The organism is Cohnella rhizosphaerae, from assembly GCF_029525575.1.
Classification (GTDB): domain Bacteria; phylum Bacillota; class Bacilli; order Paenibacillales; family Paenibacillaceae; genus Cohnella; species Cohnella rhizosphaerae.
Genome location: NZ_JAPDIA010000003.1, coordinates 656,966 through 678,636 on the forward strand (window position 1 = coordinate 656,966; position 21,671 = coordinate 678,636).

The 21,671-nt window shown below is 61.3% G+C and carries 14 protein-coding genes, 1 tRNA gene and 3 pseudogenes; 15 read left to right on the plus strand and 3 right to left on the minus strand.

Features of this window, described 5'->3' with window-relative positions; translation table 11 throughout:
• Positions 1-105 precede the first annotated feature (105 nt).
• Positions 106-876, plus strand: coding sequence for an SIMPL domain-containing protein (locus OMP40_RS08685; RefSeq protein WP_277530721.1), 771 nt, complete (start codon positions 106-108; stop codon positions 874-876).
• A gap of 230 nt (positions 877-1,106) precedes the next feature.
• On the opposite strand, the gene sda is transcribed toward OMP40_RS08685, so the two are convergent.
• The 3 genes from sda to OMP40_RS08700 all read right to left on the minus strand — a co-directional run bounded on the left by sda (position 1,107) and on the right by OMP40_RS08700 (position 2,665).
• Entirely contained in the window at positions 1,107-1,277 is a 171-nt protein-coding gene (gene sda, locus OMP40_RS08690) for a sporulation histidine kinase inhibitor Sda (protein WP_110468998.1), read from the minus strand.
• A 518-nt stretch (positions 1,278-1,795) separates the two neighbouring features.
• Entirely contained in the window at positions 1,796-2,377 is a 582-nt protein-coding gene (gene clpP, locus OMP40_RS08695) for an ATP-dependent Clp endopeptidase proteolytic subunit ClpP (protein WP_277530724.1), read from the minus strand.
• Between the two features lie 213 nt (positions 2,378-2,590).
• Positions 2,591-2,665, minus strand: a tRNA-Arg gene (locus OMP40_RS08700).
• A gap of 312 nt (positions 2,666-2,977) precedes the next feature.
• Here OMP40_RS08700 and OMP40_RS08705 point away from each other — a divergent pair.
• From OMP40_RS08705 to OMP40_RS08770, 14 genes and pseudogenes are all read left to right on the plus strand, one after another.
• Positions 2,978-4,006 (plus strand): sugar-binding transcriptional regulator, encoded by a 1,029-nt coding sequence (locus tag OMP40_RS08705; RefSeq protein WP_277530726.1) that lies wholly within the window; start codon positions 2,978-2,980, stop codon positions 4,004-4,006.
• A 121-nt stretch (positions 4,007-4,127) separates the two neighbouring features.
• Positions 4,128-5,135, plus strand: a complete 1,008-nt coding sequence (gene gap / locus OMP40_RS08710) for a type I glyceraldehyde-3-phosphate dehydrogenase (protein WP_277530728.1) — start codon at positions 4,128-4,130, stop codon at positions 5,133-5,135.
• Between the two features lie 100 nt (positions 5,136-5,235).
• Entirely contained in the window at positions 5,236-6,417 is a 1,182-nt protein-coding gene (locus OMP40_RS08715; protein WP_277530730.1) for a phosphoglycerate kinase, read from the plus strand.
• Between the two features lie 10 nt (positions 6,418-6,427).
• Positions 6,428-7,180: pseudogene (gene tpiA, locus OMP40_RS08720) on the plus strand (triose-phosphate isomerase); the annotation flags it as partial.
• A gap of 5 nt (positions 7,181-7,185) precedes the next feature.
• Positions 7,186-8,734 (plus strand): annotated as a pseudogene (gene gpmI / locus OMP40_RS08725) (2,3-bisphosphoglycerate-independent phosphoglycerate mutase).
• Between the two features lie 359 nt (positions 8,735-9,093).
• Positions 9,094-10,386, plus strand: a complete 1,293-nt coding sequence (gene eno / locus OMP40_RS08730; protein WP_277530732.1) for a phosphopyruvate hydratase — start codon at positions 9,094-9,096, stop codon at positions 10,384-10,386.
• A gap of 1,186 nt (positions 10,387-11,572) precedes the next feature.
• Entirely contained in the window at positions 11,573-12,337 is a 765-nt protein-coding gene (locus tag OMP40_RS08735) for a sensor histidine kinase (protein WP_277530734.1), read from the plus strand.
• 30 nt (positions 12,338-12,367) lie between these two features.
• Positions 12,368-13,915 carry a response regulator transcription factor gene (locus OMP40_RS08740; protein WP_277530735.1) on the plus strand — a complete coding sequence of 516 codons (1,548 nt, stop codon included), beginning with the start codon at positions 12,368-12,370 and terminating at the stop codon, positions 13,913-13,915.
• Positions 13,916-14,075: 160 nt separating this feature from the next.
• Positions 14,076-15,551, plus strand: coding sequence for an ABC transporter substrate-binding protein (locus OMP40_RS08745; protein ID WP_277530737.1), 1,476 nt, complete (start codon positions 14,076-14,078; stop codon positions 15,549-15,551).
• Positions 15,552-15,651: 100 nt separating this feature from the next.
• Positions 15,652-16,584, plus strand: a complete 933-nt coding sequence (locus OMP40_RS08750) for an ABC transporter permease (RefSeq protein ID WP_277530739.1) — start codon at positions 15,652-15,654, stop codon at positions 16,582-16,584.
• A 41-nt stretch (positions 16,585-16,625) separates the two neighbouring features.
• The gene (locus tag OMP40_RS08755) at positions 16,626-17,531 is read left to right on the plus strand and encodes a carbohydrate ABC transporter permease (protein ID WP_277533058.1); all 906 of its coding nucleotides are present in this window, start codon (positions 16,626-16,628) and stop codon (positions 17,529-17,531) included.
• 452 nt (positions 17,532-17,983) lie between these two features.
• Positions 17,984-20,287, plus strand: a complete 2,304-nt coding sequence (locus OMP40_RS08760) for a glycoside hydrolase family 3 N-terminal domain-containing protein (RefSeq protein WP_277530741.1) — start codon at positions 17,984-17,986, stop codon at positions 20,285-20,287.
• 719 nt (positions 20,288-21,006) lie between these two features.
• Positions 21,007-21,171 (plus strand): annotated as a pseudogene (locus tag OMP40_RS08765) (glycoside hydrolase family 38 N-terminal domain-containing protein); the annotation flags it as partial.
• 121 nt (positions 21,172-21,292) lie between these two features.
• Entirely contained in the window at positions 21,293-21,661 is a 369-nt protein-coding gene (locus OMP40_RS08770; RefSeq protein ID WP_277533059.1) for a glycoside hydrolase family 38 N-terminal domain-containing protein, read from the plus strand.
• Positions 21,662-21,671 lie beyond the last annotated feature (10 nt).

Sequence of the window (21,671 nt, forward strand, 5' to 3'; positions counted from 1 at the left end):
GGACGGGGGCTTTTTGCTTTTTGTTGAACGAATTTATGGTTGAACTGCAACCTTTTGCCTATAATAGCCGTTGAGTAGACAAACCTGAAAATGGAGGCGTCTATAATGGGTAAAAGGACCGTGCAAGTCGCATTGCTGGCCGTGACGATGGTGGCGGCGGGATGGTTCGGAGCGACGAAGCTGGGAGCGGATCAAGCGATGGCGGAAACGACGGGGGCCGTGCAGGCGGCAAGCGTTCAGAATGCGGTAACGGTGGGTGCCGAAGGCACGATCAAAGTGGAGCCGGACGTCGCGTACCTCAGCTTCGGCGTCGACGCGCGGGGCAAGACGGCGCAGGAAGCGCAGCAGGCTTCGGCGGCGAAGTTCGCGGCCGTCGAGAAGACGCTGTACGACACGTACAAGATCGATAAGAAGGACGTGCAGACGTCGAACTTCGGCGTACAGCCGGAGTACAACTACACGGAAAAGGAAGGCCAGGTGCTGAAAGGCTACCTCGCGACCCATTCGGTGCGCGTTGCGTATCGCAATCTTGCCGATATCGGCAAGCTGCTTGACGCGGTATCCGCGGCGGGCGCGAATCGGATCGACGGCGTGCAGTTCGGCACGGAGAAGCAGGATCAATACGAGCTTGAGGCGCTGAAAAAGGCGATGACGAATGCAGGCGCGAAAGCTTCGGTGCTCGCGACGTCGGCCAGCCGGACGCTGGGCCCGGTCATCAACATCGTGCAGGGCAACGCGGCGAGCGTGCCGATCGTGACGGCGACGTTCGACCAGGTGAAGGCGGCTGCATCCTCTGCGGCAGGTTTCTCGTCCTCCGTGCAAAGCGGGCAGATCGAGATCTCGGCGAGCGTGACGGTGCAGTATCAGTTGAAGTAGCAAGCGCAGCGCGACGCAAGAAGAGCCGCTCTCCGGATGGGGGGGCGGTTTCTTTGCGTATAGGGGAGAATGACGCGGTCGGTCAGGGGAGTATCCTAGAAGGCCAGCGCGGTGCTGGTCCGCGAATGGCAGCGGCGCATGGAACGAAACGAGTCTTCGATCGACATGAAAAAAACCTCCTCCACCGCCGATGAATCGACGGTAGGGGGAGGTTTTTCTCGATGATTGCATTAAGCCTTGAGTCGGTGCTCGAGATTGCGCAGCTCGATGGCGTCCTCTAACAGCTCGATGAATTCGTTGGACAAATTCATTTTCTTCGCTTCGCGGTAAACTTCGAGCAGGTGCTCGTCCTTCAACGGGCGGAGCAGCGAGGCTTTATCCTTAAGCGTGCGTGCGATCATATGGCTTGAATCATCGTTAAAGGATTGTGACGGCGGAATCGGACTCTCAGGCATATGACGCGGCACCAAGTGCAAGGAGTGATAAGATTGGTTCATCGTAAATCTCCTTTCCGGCTTGCTGTCCAATTCCTATTCCATAGCAATATATGGGGGGGAAATGGCACCATTTCTGATTATAGAATAACACGCACCGATGTATCCGAAGAGGGGGCACTCGAGTTGTTAAATTTTCATTGACGCAAATAATGATTTGTGTTAATAGCGCAAAGTGAAAGCATACGCGTCTCCTTTGGCACTAATCGCTTTATTCTTGCTTACCCACACGACTGCGTTCTTAATTGCGCGGCCGCGAAGCCAAGTTCCCGCAAGGTTCCTTTCTCGCATAAAGCAGCGCGCCTTTTCCCTGCTTGTTGTACGTAGATCAAAAGTTCTCTTTATAAAAGCAAAAGCCCCCGCTAACCGCCGGAATGCGGCGGACGGGGGCTGGATGGCGATAAAACGCGCTATGCGGATACCGGTTAGATCTTCTCGATAACCTTGTCGACCAAGCCATATTCTCTCGCTTGCTCGGCTTCCATGAAGTTGTCGCGGTCGGTGTCCTTCTCGATGCGCTCGAGCGGCTGGCCCGTGCGTTCGGAGAGGATGCGGTTCAGCTTGTCGCGGAGCTTCAGGATGCGGCGTGCGCGAATCTCGATGTCGCTGGCCTGTCCTTCGGCGCCGCCGAGCGGCTGATGGATCATCACTTCGGCGTTCGGCAGCGCGAAGCGCTTGCCCTTGGCGCCTGCCGCAAGCAGGAAGGCGCCCATGGAGGCGGCCATGCCGACGCAGATCGTGGAGACGTCCGGCTTGATGAACTGCATCGTATCGAAGATCGCCATGCCGGCCGTGATGGAGCCGCCTGGGCTGTTGATGTATAAGTGGATGTCTTTCTCCGGATCTTCGGCCGCGAGGAAAAGCATCTGCGCGATGATGGAGTTGGCGACCACATCGTTGACCTGGGTGCCCAGGAAGATGATGCGGTCCTTGAGCAGACGGGAGTAAATATCGTAGGCCCGCTCTCCTCGATTAGTCTGTTCGACGACCATAGGGACAAAGCTCATTGCGTGATCCCTCCTCGGGGTTGTGAGTAGTGTAGTGCGGTCCCGGCCCCGACGTCTCCCGGAAAGGCGCGGGTTGACCGTGAATCCATTCTAATGGATCGTGAACCCAATGTCAAAGAAAGTCAAACATAGGTCAAATAAAAAAGCGCCCGTATGGCACGGACGCGTCTGCTGCATCATAAGTGTCGGCAAAACTGCCTATAAGAACGAATATGGCGCGCCCGTAGGGAATCGAACCCCAATCTCAGGCTCCGGAGGCCTGCGTCATATCCGTTGGACCACGGGCGCATGTCGATAACAGCAAGATTCATTATAGGCGATAGGGTGGGGAAAAGCAAGGGCTTTGAAAAGGATTCGAACGGGGTAAAAAGGGTACAGGCTTTTCTTATGTCCATACGTACGTCTGCCCGATATGTCCGCGCGGCCCGCGCGCGCTTCGCTCCGGCGATCTTGGGCTTGCAACCGGCGGGCGAATCCGATAGAATGAAAACAGGAAGTGGGACTTAAAATGTCACAGTGGGACGTAGTTGGTCCCACTCCGTGATTCCCCGTCGCATTCCGGCCCTATTCATCCGGCATTCAAGGGAGAGACGGTAGAGGATGCGGAACATTCTTGAGATGCAGAAGAAGCTCGTGCCCGACATCATGCAGGTGCTGCAGAAGCGCTATGACATATTGCGCCGCATCGGGGTCACGGGGACGGGCGGCAGACGGACGCTGGCGGCCAGCCTGGAGCTGACGGAGCGGACGCTGCGGGCCGAGCTCGACCTGCTCCGGTCGCAGGGCCTCATCGAGGCGGGAACGACCGGCGTCAGCCTGACCGACCGGGGGCGCCGCCTGCTGGACGAGATGGAGCCGATGGTCCGGGAGCTGTTCGGGCTGTCCGACCTGGAGACGGCGCTTCGCAAGCGGTTCGGCTTGAAGCAGGCGGTCGTCGTCCCGGGAGACTCCGACGTATCCGAGGAGGCGAAGCGCGAGCTGGGCCGCGCGGGCAGCAAGGTGCTGCGCCGCGTCATCGGCCCCGGCGACGTCGTCGCCGTCATGGGCGGCACGACGATGGCGCGCATGGCCGCGCAGTTCTCGGTCCCGTCGCCGCTGCGCGACAACTGGTTCGTGCCTGCGCGCGGCGGTCTCGGCGAGAGCGTGGACTACCAGGCCAACACGATCGCCTCGGAGCTCGCCAAGCGGACGGGGGCGCGTTACCGGATGCTGCACGTGCCGGATCATCTGAGCGAGGATGCCTATCAGACGATCATGCAGGAGCCGAACGTACGGGAGGTCGTGGACATGATCCGCAGCGCGCGTATCGTGGTTCACGGCATCGGGGACGCTAGCGCCATGGCCCGCCGGCGCAAGCTCGACGCGAACACCGTACAGGAGATCTTGCGCGACGGCGCGCTCGCGGAGGCGTTCGGCTACTATTTCGACCGGGAGGGCGCGGTCGTCCACCGCATGGCGACCGCCGGGCTCCGCCTCGAGGACATCGAGGCGGCCGAGTCGGTCATCGGCATCGCCGGCGGACGCAGCAAGGGCGAAGCGATCGCCGCCGTCATGCGCTTCGGACACGACGACGTGCTCGTCACCGACGAAGCGGCCGCCGAAGAAGCGCTGAAGCATGCCGGCGTCTGACGCTGACGCCGGCACCCTGGACCGGGACGCGGCTCCCGGTCCGATAGAACAAGTGGTCTCGGCGCTCCGTGCGCCTGACATAGATCAAATCTTATTTTCAAAACCCAAGGAGGAACTATCAATGACGGTCAAAATCGGTATCAACGGCTTCGGTCGCATCGGTCGCAACGTATTCCGCGCTTCGCTCAACAACCCTGAGGTCGAAGTGGTCGCCATCAACGACCTGACGGACGTTAACACGCTGAAGCACCTGCTCAAATACGACACGACGCACGGCAAGCTGAACGCGACGGTCGAAGCGAGCGAAGGCGCGCTGATCGTAAACGGCAAGACCATCAAGGTATTCGCGGAGCGCGATCCGGGCAACCTGCCGTGGGCATCCGTCGGCGCCGAGATCGTCGTTGAATCCACGGGTATCTTCACGGCGAAGGAAAAAGCCGAGCTTCACCTGAAGGGCGGCGCGAAGAAAGTCATCATCTCCGCTCCGGCTACGAACGAAGACATCACGATCGTCATGGGCGTCAACGAAGACAAGTACGATCCGTCCGCGCACACGATCCTCTCCAACGCTTCTTGCACGACGAACTGCCTGGCGCCTTTCGCCAAGGTTATCAACGACCAATTCGGCATCGTCAAGGGCATGATGACGACGATCCACTCCTATACGAACGACCAAAGCGTACTCGACCTGCCGCACAAGGACCTGCGCCGCGCGCGCGCCGCTGCCGAGAACATCATCCCGTCCACGACGGGCGCCGCAAAGGCCGTATCGCTGGTACTGCCTGAGCTGAAGGGCAAGCTGAACGGCATGTCGTTCCGCGTACCTACGCCTAACGTATCCGTTACCGACCTCGTCGCCGAAGTTAAGGGCAACGTGACGGTCGACGAAGTCAACGCTGCGCTGAAGGCTGCCGCAGAAGGTCCGCTGAAGGGCATTCTGAACTACTCCGAAGAGCCGCTCGTATCGAGCGACTACAACGGCGATCCGGCTTCCTCCACCATCGACGCGCTGTCCACGATGGTCGTCGAAGGCAACATGGTGAAGGTCGTTTCCTGGTACGACAACGAGTGGGGCTACTCGAACCGCGTCGTAGACCTGGCCGCTTTCGTTGCTTCCAAGGGTCTGTAAGAGTTACTTCATAGATGCATGTTAACGGCAAAGAGGAGACCTGGCGCTCCTCTTTCCGTCCGTACGGGCATTACCAGATATCGGAGGGAGAGTCTGCCATATGAACAAGAAGAGTGTCCGCGACGTTAACGTATCCGGATTGAAAGTATTCGTCCGCGTCGACTTCAACGTCCCGCTCGAGAACGGCGCGATCACCGACGACACGCGCATCCGCGAAACGCTGCCTACCGTCAAGTACCTGGTCGACAACGGCGCGAAGGTCATCCTGGCGAGCCACCTTGGCCGTCCGAAGGGCGAAGTCGTAGAAGAACTGCGCCTGACGCCGGTCGCCGAGCGCCTGTCCGAGCTGCTCGGCAAGCCGGTCGTTAAGGCCGACGAAGCCGTAGGCGAGGCCGTTCAAGCCAAGGTCGACGCGCTGAACGACGGCGACGTGCTGCTGCTTGAAAACGTCCGCTTCTACCCGGGCGAAGAAAAGAACGATCCTGAGCTCGCGAAGCAATTCGCGGCGCTGGCCGATCTGTTCGTCAACGACGCGTTCGGCGCCGCTCACCGCGCGCATGCGTCCACCGAAGGCATCGCGCACCACCTGCCGGCCGTATCCGGTCTCCTGATGGAGAAGGAGCTCGACGTGCTGGGCAAGGCGCTCAACGATCCGGACCGCCCGTTCACGGCGATCGTCGGCGGCTCCAAGGTCAAGGACAAGATCGACGTCATCGACAAGATGATCGAGATCGCCGACAACATCATCATCGGCGGCGGCATCTCCTACACCTTCTTCAAGTCCCAAGGCTACGAGATCGGTCAATCGCTGCTCGACGAGTCCAAGCTGGAGAAGGTCAAGGAGTTCGTCGAAAAGGCGAAGCAGCTCGGCAAGAAGCTGTACCTGCCGGTCGACCTTGTCATCTCCGACGACTTCAAGTCCGACAAGAACATCGAGATCGTCGGCATCGACGGCATCCGTCCCGACTGGGAAGGCGTCGACATCGGTCCGAAGACGCGCGAGATCTATGCGGACGTCATCAAGAACTCCAAGCTGGTCGTCTGGAACGGGCCGATGGGCGTCTTCGAAGTCGAAGGCTTCTCGAACGGCACGCGCGCGGTCGCGCAGGCTTGCGCGGACACTTCCGCCTACACCGTCATCGGCGGCGGCGACTCGGCTGCTGCAGCGGAGAAGTTCAAGCTGGCAGACAAGATGGACCATATCTCCACGGGCGGCGGCGCGTCGCTCGAATTTATGGAGGGCAAGGCGCTTCCGGGTGTCGTAGCCCTTAACGACAAGTGAGGGTGAACCCATGAGCAGAACTCCGATCATCGCAGGCAACTGGAAAATGTTCAAGACCGTCTCCGAAGCGAATGCATTCGTGTCCGAAGTGAAGGGCAAGGCGGAAGTCGCCGGCGTCGAGACCGTCGTCTGCGCGCCGTTCACGGCGCTGCCGGCGCTCGTCGAGGCGGTTAAAGGCACGTCGATCAAGATCGGCGCGCAAAACATGCACTTCGAAGACAACGGCGCCTTCACCGGCGAGATCAGCGGCGTCTTTCTGAAGGATCTGGGCGTCGACTACGTCATCATCGGCCACTCCGAGCGCCGGCAGTACTTTGCCGAGACCGACGAGACGGTGAACAAGAAGACGCGCGCGGCGTTCAAGCACGGCCTGACCCCGATCGTCTGCGTCGGCGAGAAGCTCGAAGAGCGCGAAGCCGGCAAGACCGACGAAGTCAACCGCGTACAAACGACGGCCGCGCTGGCCGGTCTGACCGCCGAGCAAGCGGCGCAGGTCGTCATCGCTTACGAGCCGATCTGGGCGATCGGCACGGGCAAGTCGTCGACGGCGACGGATGCCAACGACGCGATCAAAGCGATCCGCGGCGTCGTAGCCGAGCTGTTCGGCGCAGAAGTCGCCGCGAAGGTACGCATCCAATACGGCGGCAGCGTCAAGCCGAACAACGTCGCCGAGTACATGGGCGAATCCGATATCGACGGCGCGCTCGTCGGCGGCGCCAGCCTGGAGCCGGCTTCCTTCATCGCCCTGGTCGAGGGGGGCGAAGTAAGATGGCCGCACCCAAGCCGGTCGCGCTCATCATTCTGGACGGCTTCGGCCTTCGCGAGGAGACGCACGGCAACGCCGTGGCCCAAGCGAACAAGCCGAACTTCGACCGTCTGTGGGCGACCTACCCGCATACGCAATTAACCGCTCAAGGCGAGGCCGTCGGCCTCCCCCGAGGGCCAGATGGGCAACTCCGAGGTCGGACACCTGAACATCGGCGCAGGCCGCATCGTATATCAGGATCTGACCCGGATCACCAAGTCGATCCGGGACGGCGATTTCTTCGACAACGAGACGCTGCGGGGCGCGGTGAATCATGCCAAGACAAACGGCAAAAAGCTGCATCTGTACGGCCTCTTGTCGGACGGCGGCGTGCACAGCCACATCGCGCATCTGTTCGCGCTGCTTGAGCTGGCGAAGCGCGAAGGCCTGAACGACGTATATATTCATGCGTTCCTGGACGGGCGCGACGTGGCGCCGGACAGCGCGGTCGGCTACCTGACCCAGCTGCAGGCCAAGATCGAAGAGCTCGGCGTCGGCAAGATCGCCACCGTGCAAGGGCGCTACTACGCGATGGACCGCGACAAGCGGTGGGATCGCGTCGAGAAGTCGTACCGCGCGATGGTGTACGGCGACGGCCCGACGGCGGTCGATCCGATCGCGGCGGTCAAGGCTTCGTACGAAGCGTCGGTATACGACGAGTTCGTGCTGCCGACCGTCATCGTCGGCGCCGACGGCAAGCCTGTGGGCCTGGTCGAGTCGGAAGACGCGGTTGTGTTCTTTAACTTCCGCCCGGACCGCGCGATCCAGCTGTCCAACGTATTCACGAACGAAGACTTCCGCGGCTTCGAGCGCGGCGAGGGACGTCCGGTCGGCCTGTACTTCGTCTGCCTGACGCTGTTCAGCGAGACGGTCGGCGGATTCGTCGCGTACAAGCCCAAAGAGCTCGACAACACGCTCGGCGAGGTGCTCGTGCAGCAAGGCAAGACGCAGCTGCGCATCGCCGAGACCGAGAAGTACCCGCACGTCACGTTCTTCTTCAGCGGCGGACGCGATCTGCAGCTGCCGGGCGAGACGCGCGTGCTGATCAACTCGCCGAAGGTCGCGACCTACGACCTGCAGCCGGAGATGAGCGCGTACGAGGTCGCGGACGCGGCGGTGAAGGAGATCGAGTCGGAGAAGCATGACGCGATCATCCTCAACTTCGCGAACCCGGACATGGTCGGCCACTCCGGCATGCTGGAGCCGACGATCAAAGCCGTCGAAGCGACGGACGCGTGCCTCGGCCGCGTCGTCGACGCGATCCTCGCGAAGGGCGGCGCAGCCGTCATCATCGCGGACCACGGCAACGCCGACATGGTCATCGACGATGCGGGCCGCCCGTTCACGGCGCACACGACCAACCCGGTCCCGTGCATCGTGACCAAGCACGGCGTAACGGTTCGCGACGGCGGCATGCTGGCCGACGTCGCGCCGACGCTGCTGTCGCTGCTCGAGCTGCCGCAGCCGGCCGAGATGACCGGCCGCACGCTGCTCGCGCCGCTGGGCGAATAAACCGCCGCTTCCACCTGCCGATATCGCCTGGTCGTCGAATCCGGTGTCCGGGCGGCGGCAGGAATCGGGGCGTTGCGCGGCGAAGCTAGAGGGCGGAGTAAAATTAGCTGCGATTCGGCAGCTAATCGTTCCTGCCTGGCGTTTGCAGGCGGAATAACGGTTAAAAAGCATTTAATCTGCGCCAATTCGAGGCAAACGTCTCAAAACGGCGGAATTAGCTGCTTTTTTAGCAACTATTCGTCTCTAACCGGCATGTTGAGGCGAAAATAAATGCCTTCTGGCAACTATTTCGCCACAGATGCGCTGCGCTTGAGAGTCAATCAACCACATAAAAACAAACCAAGGAGTGTTCCCTCACAATGACGATTATCTCTGACGTCTATGCACGCGAAGTACTCGACTCCCGCGGCAACCCGACGGTTGAAGTCGAAGTCCGTCTCGAATCCGGCGCGTTCGGCAGCGCCATCGTACCGTCCGGCGCCTCCACCGGCGCTTACGAAGCCGTTGAGCTTCGCGACGGCGACAAGGACCGCTACCTCGGCAAGGGTGTCGAGAAGGCCGTCGACAACGTCAACTCCATCATCGCGCCCGAGATCATCGGCTACGACGCGCTCGACCAAGTCGCGATCGACCGCAAGATGATCGAGCTCGACGGCACGCCGAACAAGGCGAAGCTGGGCGCCAACGCGATCCTGGCGGTCTCCATCGCCGTCGCTCGCGCCGCAGCCGACGCGCTGGACCTGCCGATCTACGCATACCTCGGCGGCTTCAACGCCAAGACGCTGCCCGTGCCGATGATGAACATCGTCAACGGCGGCGCGCACGCCGACAACAACGTCGACGTGCAAGAGTTCATGGTGCTGCCGGTCGGCGCGCCGACGTTCAAGGAAGCGCTCCGCACGGGCGCCGAGATCTTCCACGCGCTGAAGAGCGTGCTCAAGGCCAAAGGCCTGAACACGGCCGTCGGCGACGAAGGCGGCTTCGCGCCGAACTTCGGCTCCAACGAAGAAGCGCTGTCCACGATCATCGAAGCGATCGAAAAAGCGGGCTACAAGCCCGGCGTCGACGTTTTCCTGGGCATGGACGTCGCTTCCACCGAATTTTACAAGGACGGCAAGTACCACCTCGAGGGCGAAGGCAAGTCCTACACGTCCGCCGAGTTCGTCGACCTGCTCGCCAGCTGGGTTGACAAGTATCCGCTGATCACGATCGAAGACGGCTGCTCCGAAGACGACTGGGAAGGCTGGAAGCTGCTGACCGAGAAGCTCGGCGACAAGATCCAGCTCGTCGGCGACGACCTGTTCGTCACCAACACCGAGCGCCTGTCCAGCGGCATCGACCAAGGCGTCGGCAACTCGATCCTGGTCAAGGTCAACCAGATCGGCTCCCTGACCGAGACGTTCGAAGCGATCGAAATGGCGAAGACCGCCGGCTACACCGCCGTCATCTCGCACCGCTCCGGCGAGTCCGAGGACAGCACGATCGCCGACATCGCCGTCGCGACCAACGCCGGCCAGATCAAGACGGGCGCGCCGTCCCGTACGGACCGCGTCGCGAAGTACAACCAGCTGCTCCGCATCGAAGATCGCCTGGCAGGCTCCGCCGTATACGCGGGCAAGAAGGCGTTCTACAACCTGAAGAAGTTCAAGTAAGCCCGTCGCGGCCCGCCGCGGCTGAGCGCATAGCATGACCGGACGATCCCCGGGGAACGCTGCCTATAAGGCAGTGCCCTCGGGGGATTGTTTTATTTCATGTTATAATGAAATCCGTTCATCCAGACTGCGGGGGGATCGTTCGAAGTGGGAGTCCATAAGGTTTACCGTAACTATTTCCAGAACAACCTGTTCGTGAAAGTCATCCTCGTGTTCGCCGTCATCGTCAATCTGACGATCATTGCGTTTTCTTATTTTTTGTTCCATTTCAGCTCGGCCTCCATCGTGCGAAGCCAGCTGAACGACCAGCGCGAAGCGATGGACCGCGTCAATCTGTATATGGAAGCGAAGTACGAGTGGGTGCAGAACGTCGTGCAGGACATTTACCGCAACAACCTGCTCGCGGACAACGTCTCGTACCTGCTGCGGCATTCCTACCAGGAGTACATTCAATATACGCTAGGCGAAAATTACGCCAACGGCAGCGCCAGCGCGGCCAACGCGCTCGAATATTTCGGCAACAGGCTCGGCACCGACGCCGACATCCGCAACCTGATCCTGTACAGCGCGGACGAGCAACTGATGTATGCGTACAAATACGCGGGCAGCCCCAAGCTGTACCGGACGAACGCGGCCCGATCTTATATCCCGGACATCATGTCGCTGGAAGGGCCGAACGCCGGGACGCCGAACGTGTGGATCCGCAAGGCGATCGATCAGTGGGATACGCGGCTGTACGCGATGCGGGCGCAGATCAACGACCGGTCGACGCTCAAAAACGTCGGGCAGCTCCTCGTCTATTTCGACTCCGAGATGGTTCGGAAGGCGCTGCTGCGCGTCTCGTCGCCTTTTAAGGGCACCATTCTCGTCCTCACCCCCGACGGCAGCGTCTTGTTCGACTCGTCCGGCAAGTACTACGGGCAGGCCTATCCGTATATGGATCAGATCAACGCCTCCCTGGACGTCGGCAATACGGGAGAGCCGGCCTATATCACGCGATTGACGCAAAACGCCGCGGGCTATACGGTCGTCGGCATCGCGCCGAAGAGAGAGGTGGCGCAGGCTTACGCCGGGCTCAAACGGGCGATCGTGCTCATCGGCGCCGTCTGCATCGCGTTCGCGGTCCTGATCCCCTCCCCTGCTCATCGTCAACATCGCCAAGCGGACCAACAAGATCGTGCGCTTCATGAAGAAGGTCGAAGGCGGCGATCTCAGCGTTCGTCTTCAGGACCCGCGGGAGGACGAGCTCGGGCAGATCTCCCAGAGCTTCAACGAGATGGTGGAGGAGCTGAACCGGACGATCGACCGGGAGTACAAGTCGGAGATCAAGCTCAAGCAGACCGAGCTGGCCGCGCTTCAGGCGCGGGTCAATCCGCATTTCCTGTACAACACGCTGGAAGTGATCCGGATGCGGGCGATGTCCCAGGGAGCGAGCGACGTCGGCGAGATGATCTACAGCCTGGCGGCGCTGTTCCGCAACTCGGTGAGGGCCGGCCCGGACTGCACGCTCGGCGAGGAGCTGGAGACGTGCCGGCTGTACCTTGAGCTTTTCCGCATCCGGTACAAGGACCGTTTCTCCTACGCGATCGATTGCGCGCCTGCGTATGCGTCGGTGGCGATTCCGAAGATGCTGCTGCAGCCGGTCGTCGAAAATTATATCGTGCACGGCATGGAAAACGACCGGACCGACAACAGGATCGCTATCGAGGTCGCCGCGGCAGACGGTATGCTGCAGATTCTGGTGGTCAACAACGGCGCTTCGATCGACCCGGAGCGTCTTCGGCAGATTCGTGCCGAGCTCGACTATCCGGAGCAGCGCGAGGGCTCGTTCGGGCTGCGGAGCGTGCACGAGCGGTTGAAGCTGATGTATGGGCCGGATTACGGCATCGAGATCGAGAGCGATCCGGTCAAGGGGACCCGGGTCGCGATCGGCATTCCGTACGCGGGCTAAGGGAGAAGATCGAGGGAGGACGACGCGAAAATGTACAAAGTATTTATCGTGGACGACGAACCGTTCATCATCGAAGGCCTCATCGATTCGATCGACTGGCCCGCCTTCGGTTTGGAGGTGGTCGGCAGCGCCGAGAACGGAGAGGAAGCGCTCCGCCGCATCGGGCAGACGCCCGTCGATCTGCTCATCACCGACATCTCGATGCCCCGCATGAACGGCCTCGACCTGATCCGCGCCGCCCGCGAGAGCCGTCCCGATCTGAAGGCGGTCATCCTGAGCGGCTTCAACGAATTCGACTACCTGAAGGAAGGCATGCGGCTCGGCATCGAAAACTACCTGCTCAAGCCGATCAACGTCAAGGAGCTGCACGATACGCTGAGCAATGCGGTCGAGAAGCTGAACAGCGTCCATGCGGACGCGCCGCTGTCGCCGTACGACGTCCAGATCATGAAGGACAACACGCTGTACCGGTGGATCGGGGGCCGGATCTCGGAGGCCGAGTTCAACGAGCGCGCCGCCCTGCTCGGCATCGCGCTGACCGAGCCGTACGGGGTCATCGCCCTGGCCAGGCTTCCGTCCGCCGATCCGGAGGCGCAGGAGGACGCGTTCGAGCGCGTCGCCCGCGCGTTCGAGGGGAGCGCCTCCGCCTCCGCGTATCCTTTCCGCGACATGGACGGAGACATCGTCATCGTGGCCGGCCTCCCGTCCGCAGAAGAGGCGGGCAAGCAGGAGCTGGTTCAGAAGCTGCTCCCGCTGCTCGGACAAGCGGAAGCCGGCCCGGGCGAAGCGGCAAGGCTCTCGCTCGGCGGCGTGCATCCGCTTCGGACGGACATGGCGTCCAGTTATCGCGAAGCGAAGAAGGCGCAGGAGTATTTTATGATCTATCCGGAGCGCGAATGGATAGACTATGCGGAGACGGAGACGTTCAAGGAAGCCGAGTCGTCCGAATTTCCGATCGACTGGGAGGCTTGCCGCAAGCTGCTCGTCGCCAGAGACAAGGAAGGCCTGGCGGCGGCGATCGAAGCCGATCTCGAGAAGCTGAGGCGCAGGGAAGGCGTCGCGCCGTCCTATCTGCACGAGGTGGCGGTCGAGCTGATCGTCCGCTTCAAGATGGAGCTGAAGGCGATCAAGCATTCGGACGAGACGGAGATGTTCTCGCAGGGCTTCGCCCAGGCGAACGAAGCCTCGGATTACGCGGAGCTCGCCGGAGCGCTGCGGTCCGTCGCGGAACGCTGCGTCGACTCCCTGGTGAAGGACAGCCGAAGCCCGGTCGTGCTGCAGGTGCTCGAGGAGATCCGCCGCCACTACGCGGACGAGCTCTCCCTGAAGCAGCTCGGCGCGCGGTATCACATTCATCCGGTGTACCTGGGGCAGCTATTTCAGAAGGAGACGGGCGAGAGCTTCACGGAGTACATCAACAAATACCGGATCGAGCAGGCGAAGCGGCTGCTGAAGTCCTCCCCGCTCAAGGTGCACGACATCGCGCGCCAGGCCGGCTATTGGGAGACGGGTTACTTTTACAAGCAATTCAAGAAGTACGTCGGCATCTCGCCGACCGAGTTCAAAGGCCTCCATTGACGCGGGATAAGCCCATAGAAGCCTCCGGACTGCCCGCCGCGCAGTCCTTTCTTTATTTTGAACATGATTTATTAGGTTTGTCTTCTATTTGAAACTGCTTTCATGAATTAAAGTTGAATTGTTGCTAAGGGAATCAGAAATAAGGGAGGGCACAAGAAACATGAGTAAAATGACCAGAAAAACAGGCCTGACGGCCGCGGCCGCCGTCACCGCGCTATCGCTCGCGCTCAGCGCTTGCGGCGGCAACGAGACGAAGTCGGACGGCGCTTCTTCGGACAAACCGGTCGAGCTGATCTGGTACACGATCGGCACGCCGCAGAAGGACGTCGACACCGTCATGGCGGAAGTCAGCAAGTATACCCAAGAGAAGATCAACGCCACGATCAAGATGAAAATGATCGACTGGGGCGACTATACGCAAAAGATGCAGGTGCTGGTCGCTTCGGGCGAGCCGATGGACATCATGTTCACGTCGGCCGGCGGCTTCGACTACGTGCAAAACGCGCGCAAAGGCGCATTCCTCGAGCTCGACGAGCTGCTGGACAAGTACGGCCAAGGCATCAAGGACACGATCGATCCGGGCTTCCTGAGCGGGTCCAAGGTCGACGGCCACAACTACGGCATTCCGGCCAACAAGGAGCTTCCGCAGCTTGAAGTATGGCGCTTCAACCAGAACCTCATGGACAAGTACAAGCTGGACACGTCCGGCGTCCGCACGCTGGACAGCCTCGAGCCGCTGCTGAAGGCGATCAAATCCCAGGACCCGGCGATCACGCCGTTCGCGATGGACAAGAACTACGTGCCGTACGTGCCTTACGACTATCTCGTGACGAACATGCCGATGGCCGTCAAGCTCGACGGTACGGACCTGAAGGTCGTCGATATCCTCGAGACGGACGAGATGAAGCAGGCGCTGAACACGATGCACAAGTACTATCAAGCGGGCTACGTAGCGCCTGAAGCCGCGACGACCGGCTCGACGCAGGATCTGATGACGTCCGGCAAGTGGCTGCTCGACCGCGCGCAAACCCAGCCGCTCGCAGAGACCTCCTGGTCCGCTTCCAACGGCTACCCGATCACTTCGACGCCGGCCAGCGACGCCGTCATCACGAACACGTCGGTGCAAGGCTCGATCATGGCGATCTCGGCCAACTCCGAGCATCCGGAGAAGGCGATGGAGTTCCTGAACCTGCTCAATACCGATCCGGTCCTCCGCAACATGGTCGATTCCGGCATCGAAGGCACGCACTACGAGAAGATCGACGACAAGCACATGAAAAACCTCGACGCCTCCCAGAACTACAACATGCCGTCGTACTCGCTGGGCAACAACATGCTGCTGTACCTGAACGAGAACGATCCGGACGACAAGTGGGAGCAGTTCAAGAAATTCAACGCGGAAGGCAAGCCTTCGCCGATTCTGGGCTTCAACTTCGACAGCACGAAGGTGTCCACCGAGATGACCGCCATCCAGAACGTCAAGGAGCAATTCTGGGCGTCGCTGATGACCGGTACGGTCGACCCTGCGACGTATCTGCCGAAGGCGATCGAGCAGTTCAAGGCCGCCGGCCTCGACAAGGTCATCGCCGAAGCGCAAACCCAGCTGGACGCTTGGGTCGCAGCCAACAAAGCTTAATAACCGGATAAAAATCGCGAGATCGGGCGGGTGAGCAATTCGCCCGATCTTTCGTTCTTTTTGTCGTATTCACAAAAGGCCATAGGAGGGATTGACGAACATGGTCGGATCGTTTTTCCGCTCGTTCAACCGCAACAAGGTGATGCTGCTTATGGTGCTTCCGGGCGCCGTCTGGTTCCTTTTCTTTTCCTACCTGCCCCTCGTCGGCACGATCGCCGCGTTCAAGCAATACCGCTTCAGCCGCCACGGCTTCTGGTACAGCCTCATCCACAGCAAAAACGTGGGATGGGATAATTTCAAATTTCTCTTCAGCACGGACGCCGCGTGGTCGATCACCCGCAACACGCTGCTTTACAATATCGCGTTTATCGTACTCGGTCTCGTATTCTCCGTCGCCCTGGCCATTCTCCTGTCGGAGCTGGCGAACAAAAAGCTGGCCAAGCTGTATCAGACCGGCATGTTCCTCCCGTACTTCCTGTCGTGGGTCATCGTCGGCTACTTCGCGTTCAGCTTCCTGAGCATGGATCGCGGCCTGCTCAACCATACGCTCGAATATCTCGGCATGGACAAGATGCAGTGGTACAACGACCCGAAGGTGTGGCCCTACATTCTGGTGCTGGTCTTCCTGTGGAAATCGATCGGATATAGCAGCGTCGTCTACCTCGCCTCGATCCTGGGCATCGACAAATCGCTGTACGAAGCCGCGATGATCGACGGCGCCAGCAAGCTGCAGCAGGTGCGCAACATCACGCTGCCGCTGCTCAAGCCGATCATCATCATCATGACGCTGCTTGCCGTGGGCAAGATTTTCTACGCCGACTTCGGCTTGTTCTACCAAGTGCCGCGCGATTCGGGCACGCTCTACTCGGTGACGAACGTCATCGACACGTATGTGTACCGGGGCCTCAAGACGACCGGCGAGATCGGCATGAGCACCGCCGCAGGCCTGTATCAATCCGTCGTGGGCTTCGTGCTCGTCATGGTGTCCAACTACGTCGTGCGCAGGCTCGACAAGGACAGCGCGCTATTCTAATTTCCCGATCCGAAAGGAGGCGTCACCCGGTGCCCAACGTGATGAAAAGAAAACGCGACTTCCACCAGGTATCGCCGGCATGGAACGTCGCGTTCAACCTGATCGCCGGCATTTTCGCGATTATGTGCGTGTTCCCGTTCCTGTTCGTCGTCATCATCTCCTTCACCGAAGAGAAGACGCTGGCGACGGACGGCTACCGTATCATTCCGAAGGCTTGGAGCCTGGAAGCTTACCAGTATATTTTCAAAACGGGCGATACGCTGCTGCGCTCCTACGGCGTCACGATCCTCGTGACCGTCGTCGGCACGATCGTCAGCCTGCTGCTCATCGCGCTGTACGCTTATGCCGTATCGCGCCGCAGCTTCGCATACCGCCGCTTTTTCTCCCTGTTCGCGATCTTCACGATGCTGTTCAGCGGCGGCATGATCCCGACGTATATCGTCGTGACGCAGCTGCTTGGTCTGAAGGACAGCGTCTGGGCGCTCATCCTGCCGCTCGCGGTCAACGCCTTCTACATCATGATCCTGCGCACGTTCTACATCACCGGCATTCCCGACGCGATCATCGAATCCGGCAAGATCGACGGCGCGGGCGAATTCCGCATCTTCACCACGCTCGTGCTGCCGCTGTCGCTGCCCGGCCTCGCCACGATCGGCCTGTTCAGCACGCTCGGCTACTGGAACGACTGGTTTAACGCGCTGCTGTACATCGACGACCCGAACAAGGTGCCGCTCCAATCGATGCTCATGCGGATCGAATCGAGCATGCAGTTCATCCAGCAGAACTCGGCTAACAGCTCCATCAGCCTCGAGATCCTGCAGAACATGCCGCAGGATACGGCCCGTATGGCGATGGTCGTGCTGGCAACGCTGCCGATCATTTTCGCCTATCCGTTTTTCCAGCGCTACTTCGTGCAGGGCCTGACCGTCGGTTCGGTTAAGGAGTAATTGCGGGAGCGGGTGAAGCATAGGGAAGGCATAGGGAGGCGCAGAGAAAGCGTAGGCTGGCGCTGAGAGGATGAAGGCGCGGGAATGCGCAGAGAAAGCGCAGAGAAAGCGCAGAGAAAGCGCAGAGAAAGCGCAGGCTGATGCTGAGAAGATGAAGGCATAAGAGGCGCTGAGAAGATGAAGGCGCAGGGAAGCGGCGGGCATCGCAGGGGCTATCGTGCAAAAGTGCACGATGGAGAGCCACACCTTTTCGTCGCTTCTGCCAATCGCGCAAAAGTGCAGGGTTTTTACCGGAAACACCAGGGTTCTCGCTTAAAGAGACGAGCTACCATGCACTTTTGCGCGGTAGATCGCCCACATCCTCCATACCGGCCTTGGATGATGCACTTTTGCACGATAGCACCAGGGCTAAGGGTAGGCGGCATTCAAAGAACAAGCGGGATGTGAAAAGGATGGACGACAAGGACCCTTCGAAGCCGCCGCGCGTACGCGCGGAGCTGCTGCTTCGGCAGATGACGGCGGAAGAAAAGGTCGGCCAGCTCGTGCAGCCGTTCGGCTGGCAGGCCTATGAACATAAAGACGGAAACGTCGTTCTGAAGGAGACATTCAAGGCGCAGGTTGCGCGAGGCGGCGTTGGTTCGCTGTACGGCACGCTGCGCGCCGACCCGTGGACCGGCGTCACGCTGGAGACGGGACTGTCGCCCGTTCAAGGCGCGGAGGCGGTGAACGAGATCCAGCGCTACGCGATCGAGAACTCGCGTCTCGGCATTCCGCTGCTGATCGGCGAGGAATGCTCGCACGGCCATATGGCGATCGGGGCGACGGTATTTCCCGTGCCGCTGTCGATCGGCAGCGCCTGGAACGTCGGCCTGTACCGCGAGATGTGCCGCGCGGTGGCGAAGGAGACGCGCGCCCAGGGCGGCGCGGTCACGTATTCGCCGGTGTTGGACATCGTCCGCGATCCTCGCTGGGGCCGGACGGAGGAGTGCTTCGGCGAAGATCCGTATCTCGTCGGCGAGCTGGCTGTCGCCGCCGTCGAAGGCATGCAGGGCGAGCGCCTCGACGCGCAGGACAGCGTCGCCGTGACGCTGAAGCACTTCGTCGGCTACGGCAGCTCGGAGGGCGGCCGCAACGCCGGGCCCGTCCACATGGGCTGGCGCGAGCTGCTCGAGGTCGACCTGCATCCGTTCCGCAAGGCGGTCGAGGCAGGCGCGGCGTCGATCATGCCGGCCTACAACGAGATCGACGGCGTTCCGTGCACGACGAACGCGAAGCTGTTGGACGAGGTGCTCGTCCGGGATTGGGGCTTCGACGGCATGATCGTCACCGACTGCGGCGCGATCGACATGCTGGCGGCAGGGCACGACACGGCCGAGGACGGCATGGAGGCCGCCGTGCGCGCGCTCGAAGCCGGCATCGACATGGAGATGTCGGGCGAAATGTTCGGACGCTATCTGCTGCAAGCGCTAAGCGAGGGCAAGCTGAAGGAGGCGGCGCTCGACCGCGCGGTCGTACGCGTCCTGACGCTCAAGTTCAAGCTCGGCTTGTTCGAGCGGCCATACGTAGATGCGCAGCTCGCCGGCGAGGCGATCGGCTCTAGCGAGCATGTGACGCTGGCGCGGCAGCTGGCGGCCGAAGGCGTCGTGCTGCTGAAGAACGAGGGCGGCGCGCTGCCCCTCGATCCGGCGAGTGGCGGCAAGGTCGCGGTCATCGGCCCGAATGCGGACCTCGGCTACAGCCAACTGGGCGACTACACGTCGCCCCAGCCGGCGGACAAGGTCGCTACGGTGCTTGCGGGCATCCGCGCCAAGCTGGGCGCGGAGCGCGTGCTTTACGCGCCGGGCTGCCGGATTCGCGGCGAAGACCGGGACGGCTTCCCGGTCGCTTTGGAGACGGCGCGGCAGGCGGATACCGTCGTCATGGTGGTCGGCGGCTCCAGCGCGCGGGACTTCGGCGACGGCACGATCGACCTGCGGACGGGTGCGTCCAAGGTGACCGAGGATGTCTGGAACGACATGGATTGCGGCGAAGGCATCGACCGGATGTCGCTGCGACTGTCCGGCGTGCAGCTCGAGCTGGTCCAGGAAGTCCACAAGCTCGGCAAGCGGCTCGTGGTCGTCTACATTAACGGCCGGCCGATCGCGGAGCCTTGGATCGACGCGAATGCCGACGCCATCCTCGAGGCATGGTATCCTGGGCAGGAGGGCGGACATGCGATCGCGGACATTTTGTTCGGCGACGTCAATCCGTCGGGCCGACTGACGATATCGATTCCGAAAGATGTCGGGCAGCTGCCCGTGTACTATAACGGCAAGCGGTCGCGAGGCAAACGGTATTTGGAGAGCGATCTGAGGCCCAGTTACCCGTTTGGCTACGGCCTCAGCTATACGAACTATGAATATGCCAACCTGACGGTGTCGCCGAGCGAGATCGCACCCGGGGAGGAGGCGGCCGTCTCCGTCGACGTGACCAACACGGGCGTCGTCGCCGGCGCCGAGGTCGTGCAGCTGTACGTCTCGGACGTCGCGAGCGCATGCACACGGCCGGCGCTGGAGCTGAAGGGCTTCGAAAAGATCGGGCTGGCGCCGGGAGAGACGCGCACCGTGCGGTTTAAGGTCGGCAGGGAACAGCTTGAATACGTAGGCCCGGATTATAAACGGGTTGTCGAGCCCGGCCGCTTCAAAGTACTGGTCGGGCGTCATTCCGCCGACACGCTGGCAGCCGATCTGCTCGTCAAGGAGGACGGAGACCGATGAACGCAAACGATCTGTCGGAGCGCCTGCGCCGATTCCTGCGCGAGCTGTCCGAGGCGCAATGGCTCGAGCGCGCGGGCGTGCACGACTGGGCGATCGACCGGGCGACTTACGTGCTGCCGGGGCAATACGAAGAGATCGGGCCCTACGAGTCGGAAGGGCTCGCCGCTTTCCCCAGCAAGCAGGGGACGACGTACTTTTTCCGCAAAAGGCTCGAACTGCCCGGAGACTGGGTCGCTTCGGGCGCCAAAATCGGCCTTGTGTTCGAGTCCGGCGGCGAGGGCTTGCTGCGCGTCAACGGCGCCTCATACCAGGGGCTGGACCGCAACCATACGTTCGCGACGCTGGACGCCGCCCGGATCGGCACGGCGCCCGAGCTCGAGATCGAGCTGTACGACCCGATCCCCGAGCCTGTCGATCCGCTCAACCGGCAGGCAGTCATCCAGCCGCCGATCTCCGCCATCCGCAGCGAGCTGGTGTTGGCCAATGCGCCCGTGCAGCGTCTGCTGTACGCGGCGACGGTCGTGCGCGACGCGGCCGTGCTGCTGCCGGAGACGGACTTTCGCAAGGCGCGGCTGATGGAGGCGCTGCTTCGCGCGATGGACGCATACGTGTCCCTGAGCGAAGGGGATATTCGCGCGGGTGCAGCTGTTGCAGGCATCGAGGCGCGGCTTGAAGCGGACGTGCGCGCGGTCGGCGGCAACGCAGAAGGTGTCCAGCATATGGTCGGGCAGTCGCACATCGACATCGCCTGGCTGTGGCCGGTGCGGGAGACGGTGCGCAAGACGAGCCGGACGTTCTCGACGGTGGACGCGCTCATGCGCGAGTATCCGGAATTCCGGTACGCGCAGAGCCAGCCGTTGCTGTTCGAATTTTTGAAGAACAACGATCCGGAGCTGTACGGGCGGGTGAAGTCGCGGATCGCCGAGGGCCGCTGGGAGCTCGTCGGGGGGCATGTATGTCGAGCCCGATTTGAACATCCCGAGCGGGGAATCGCTCATGCGGCAGATGCTGTACGGCCAGCGTTTTTACCAGGAAGAATTCGGACGCGTCTCGGACATCGAGTGGCTGCCGGATACGTTCGGCTACTGCGCGTCCCTGCCCCAGATTCTGAAGCACGGCGGCGTCCGCTATTTCATGACAACCAAGCTGAATTGGAACGATACGAACGTGTTCCCGTACGATCTGTTCCGCTGGGTAGGCATCGACGGCACGCCGATGCTATCTTACCTGAACCATGGCATCAACGAGCACACGACGCCGAAGGACATTCACGACCACTGGCAATCGTACCGGCAAAAGGACGTCTATCCCGAGCAGATGCTGCTGTACGGGCACGGCGACGGGGGGCGGCGGCGTGACGCGCGAAATGCTTGAATACGCGGAC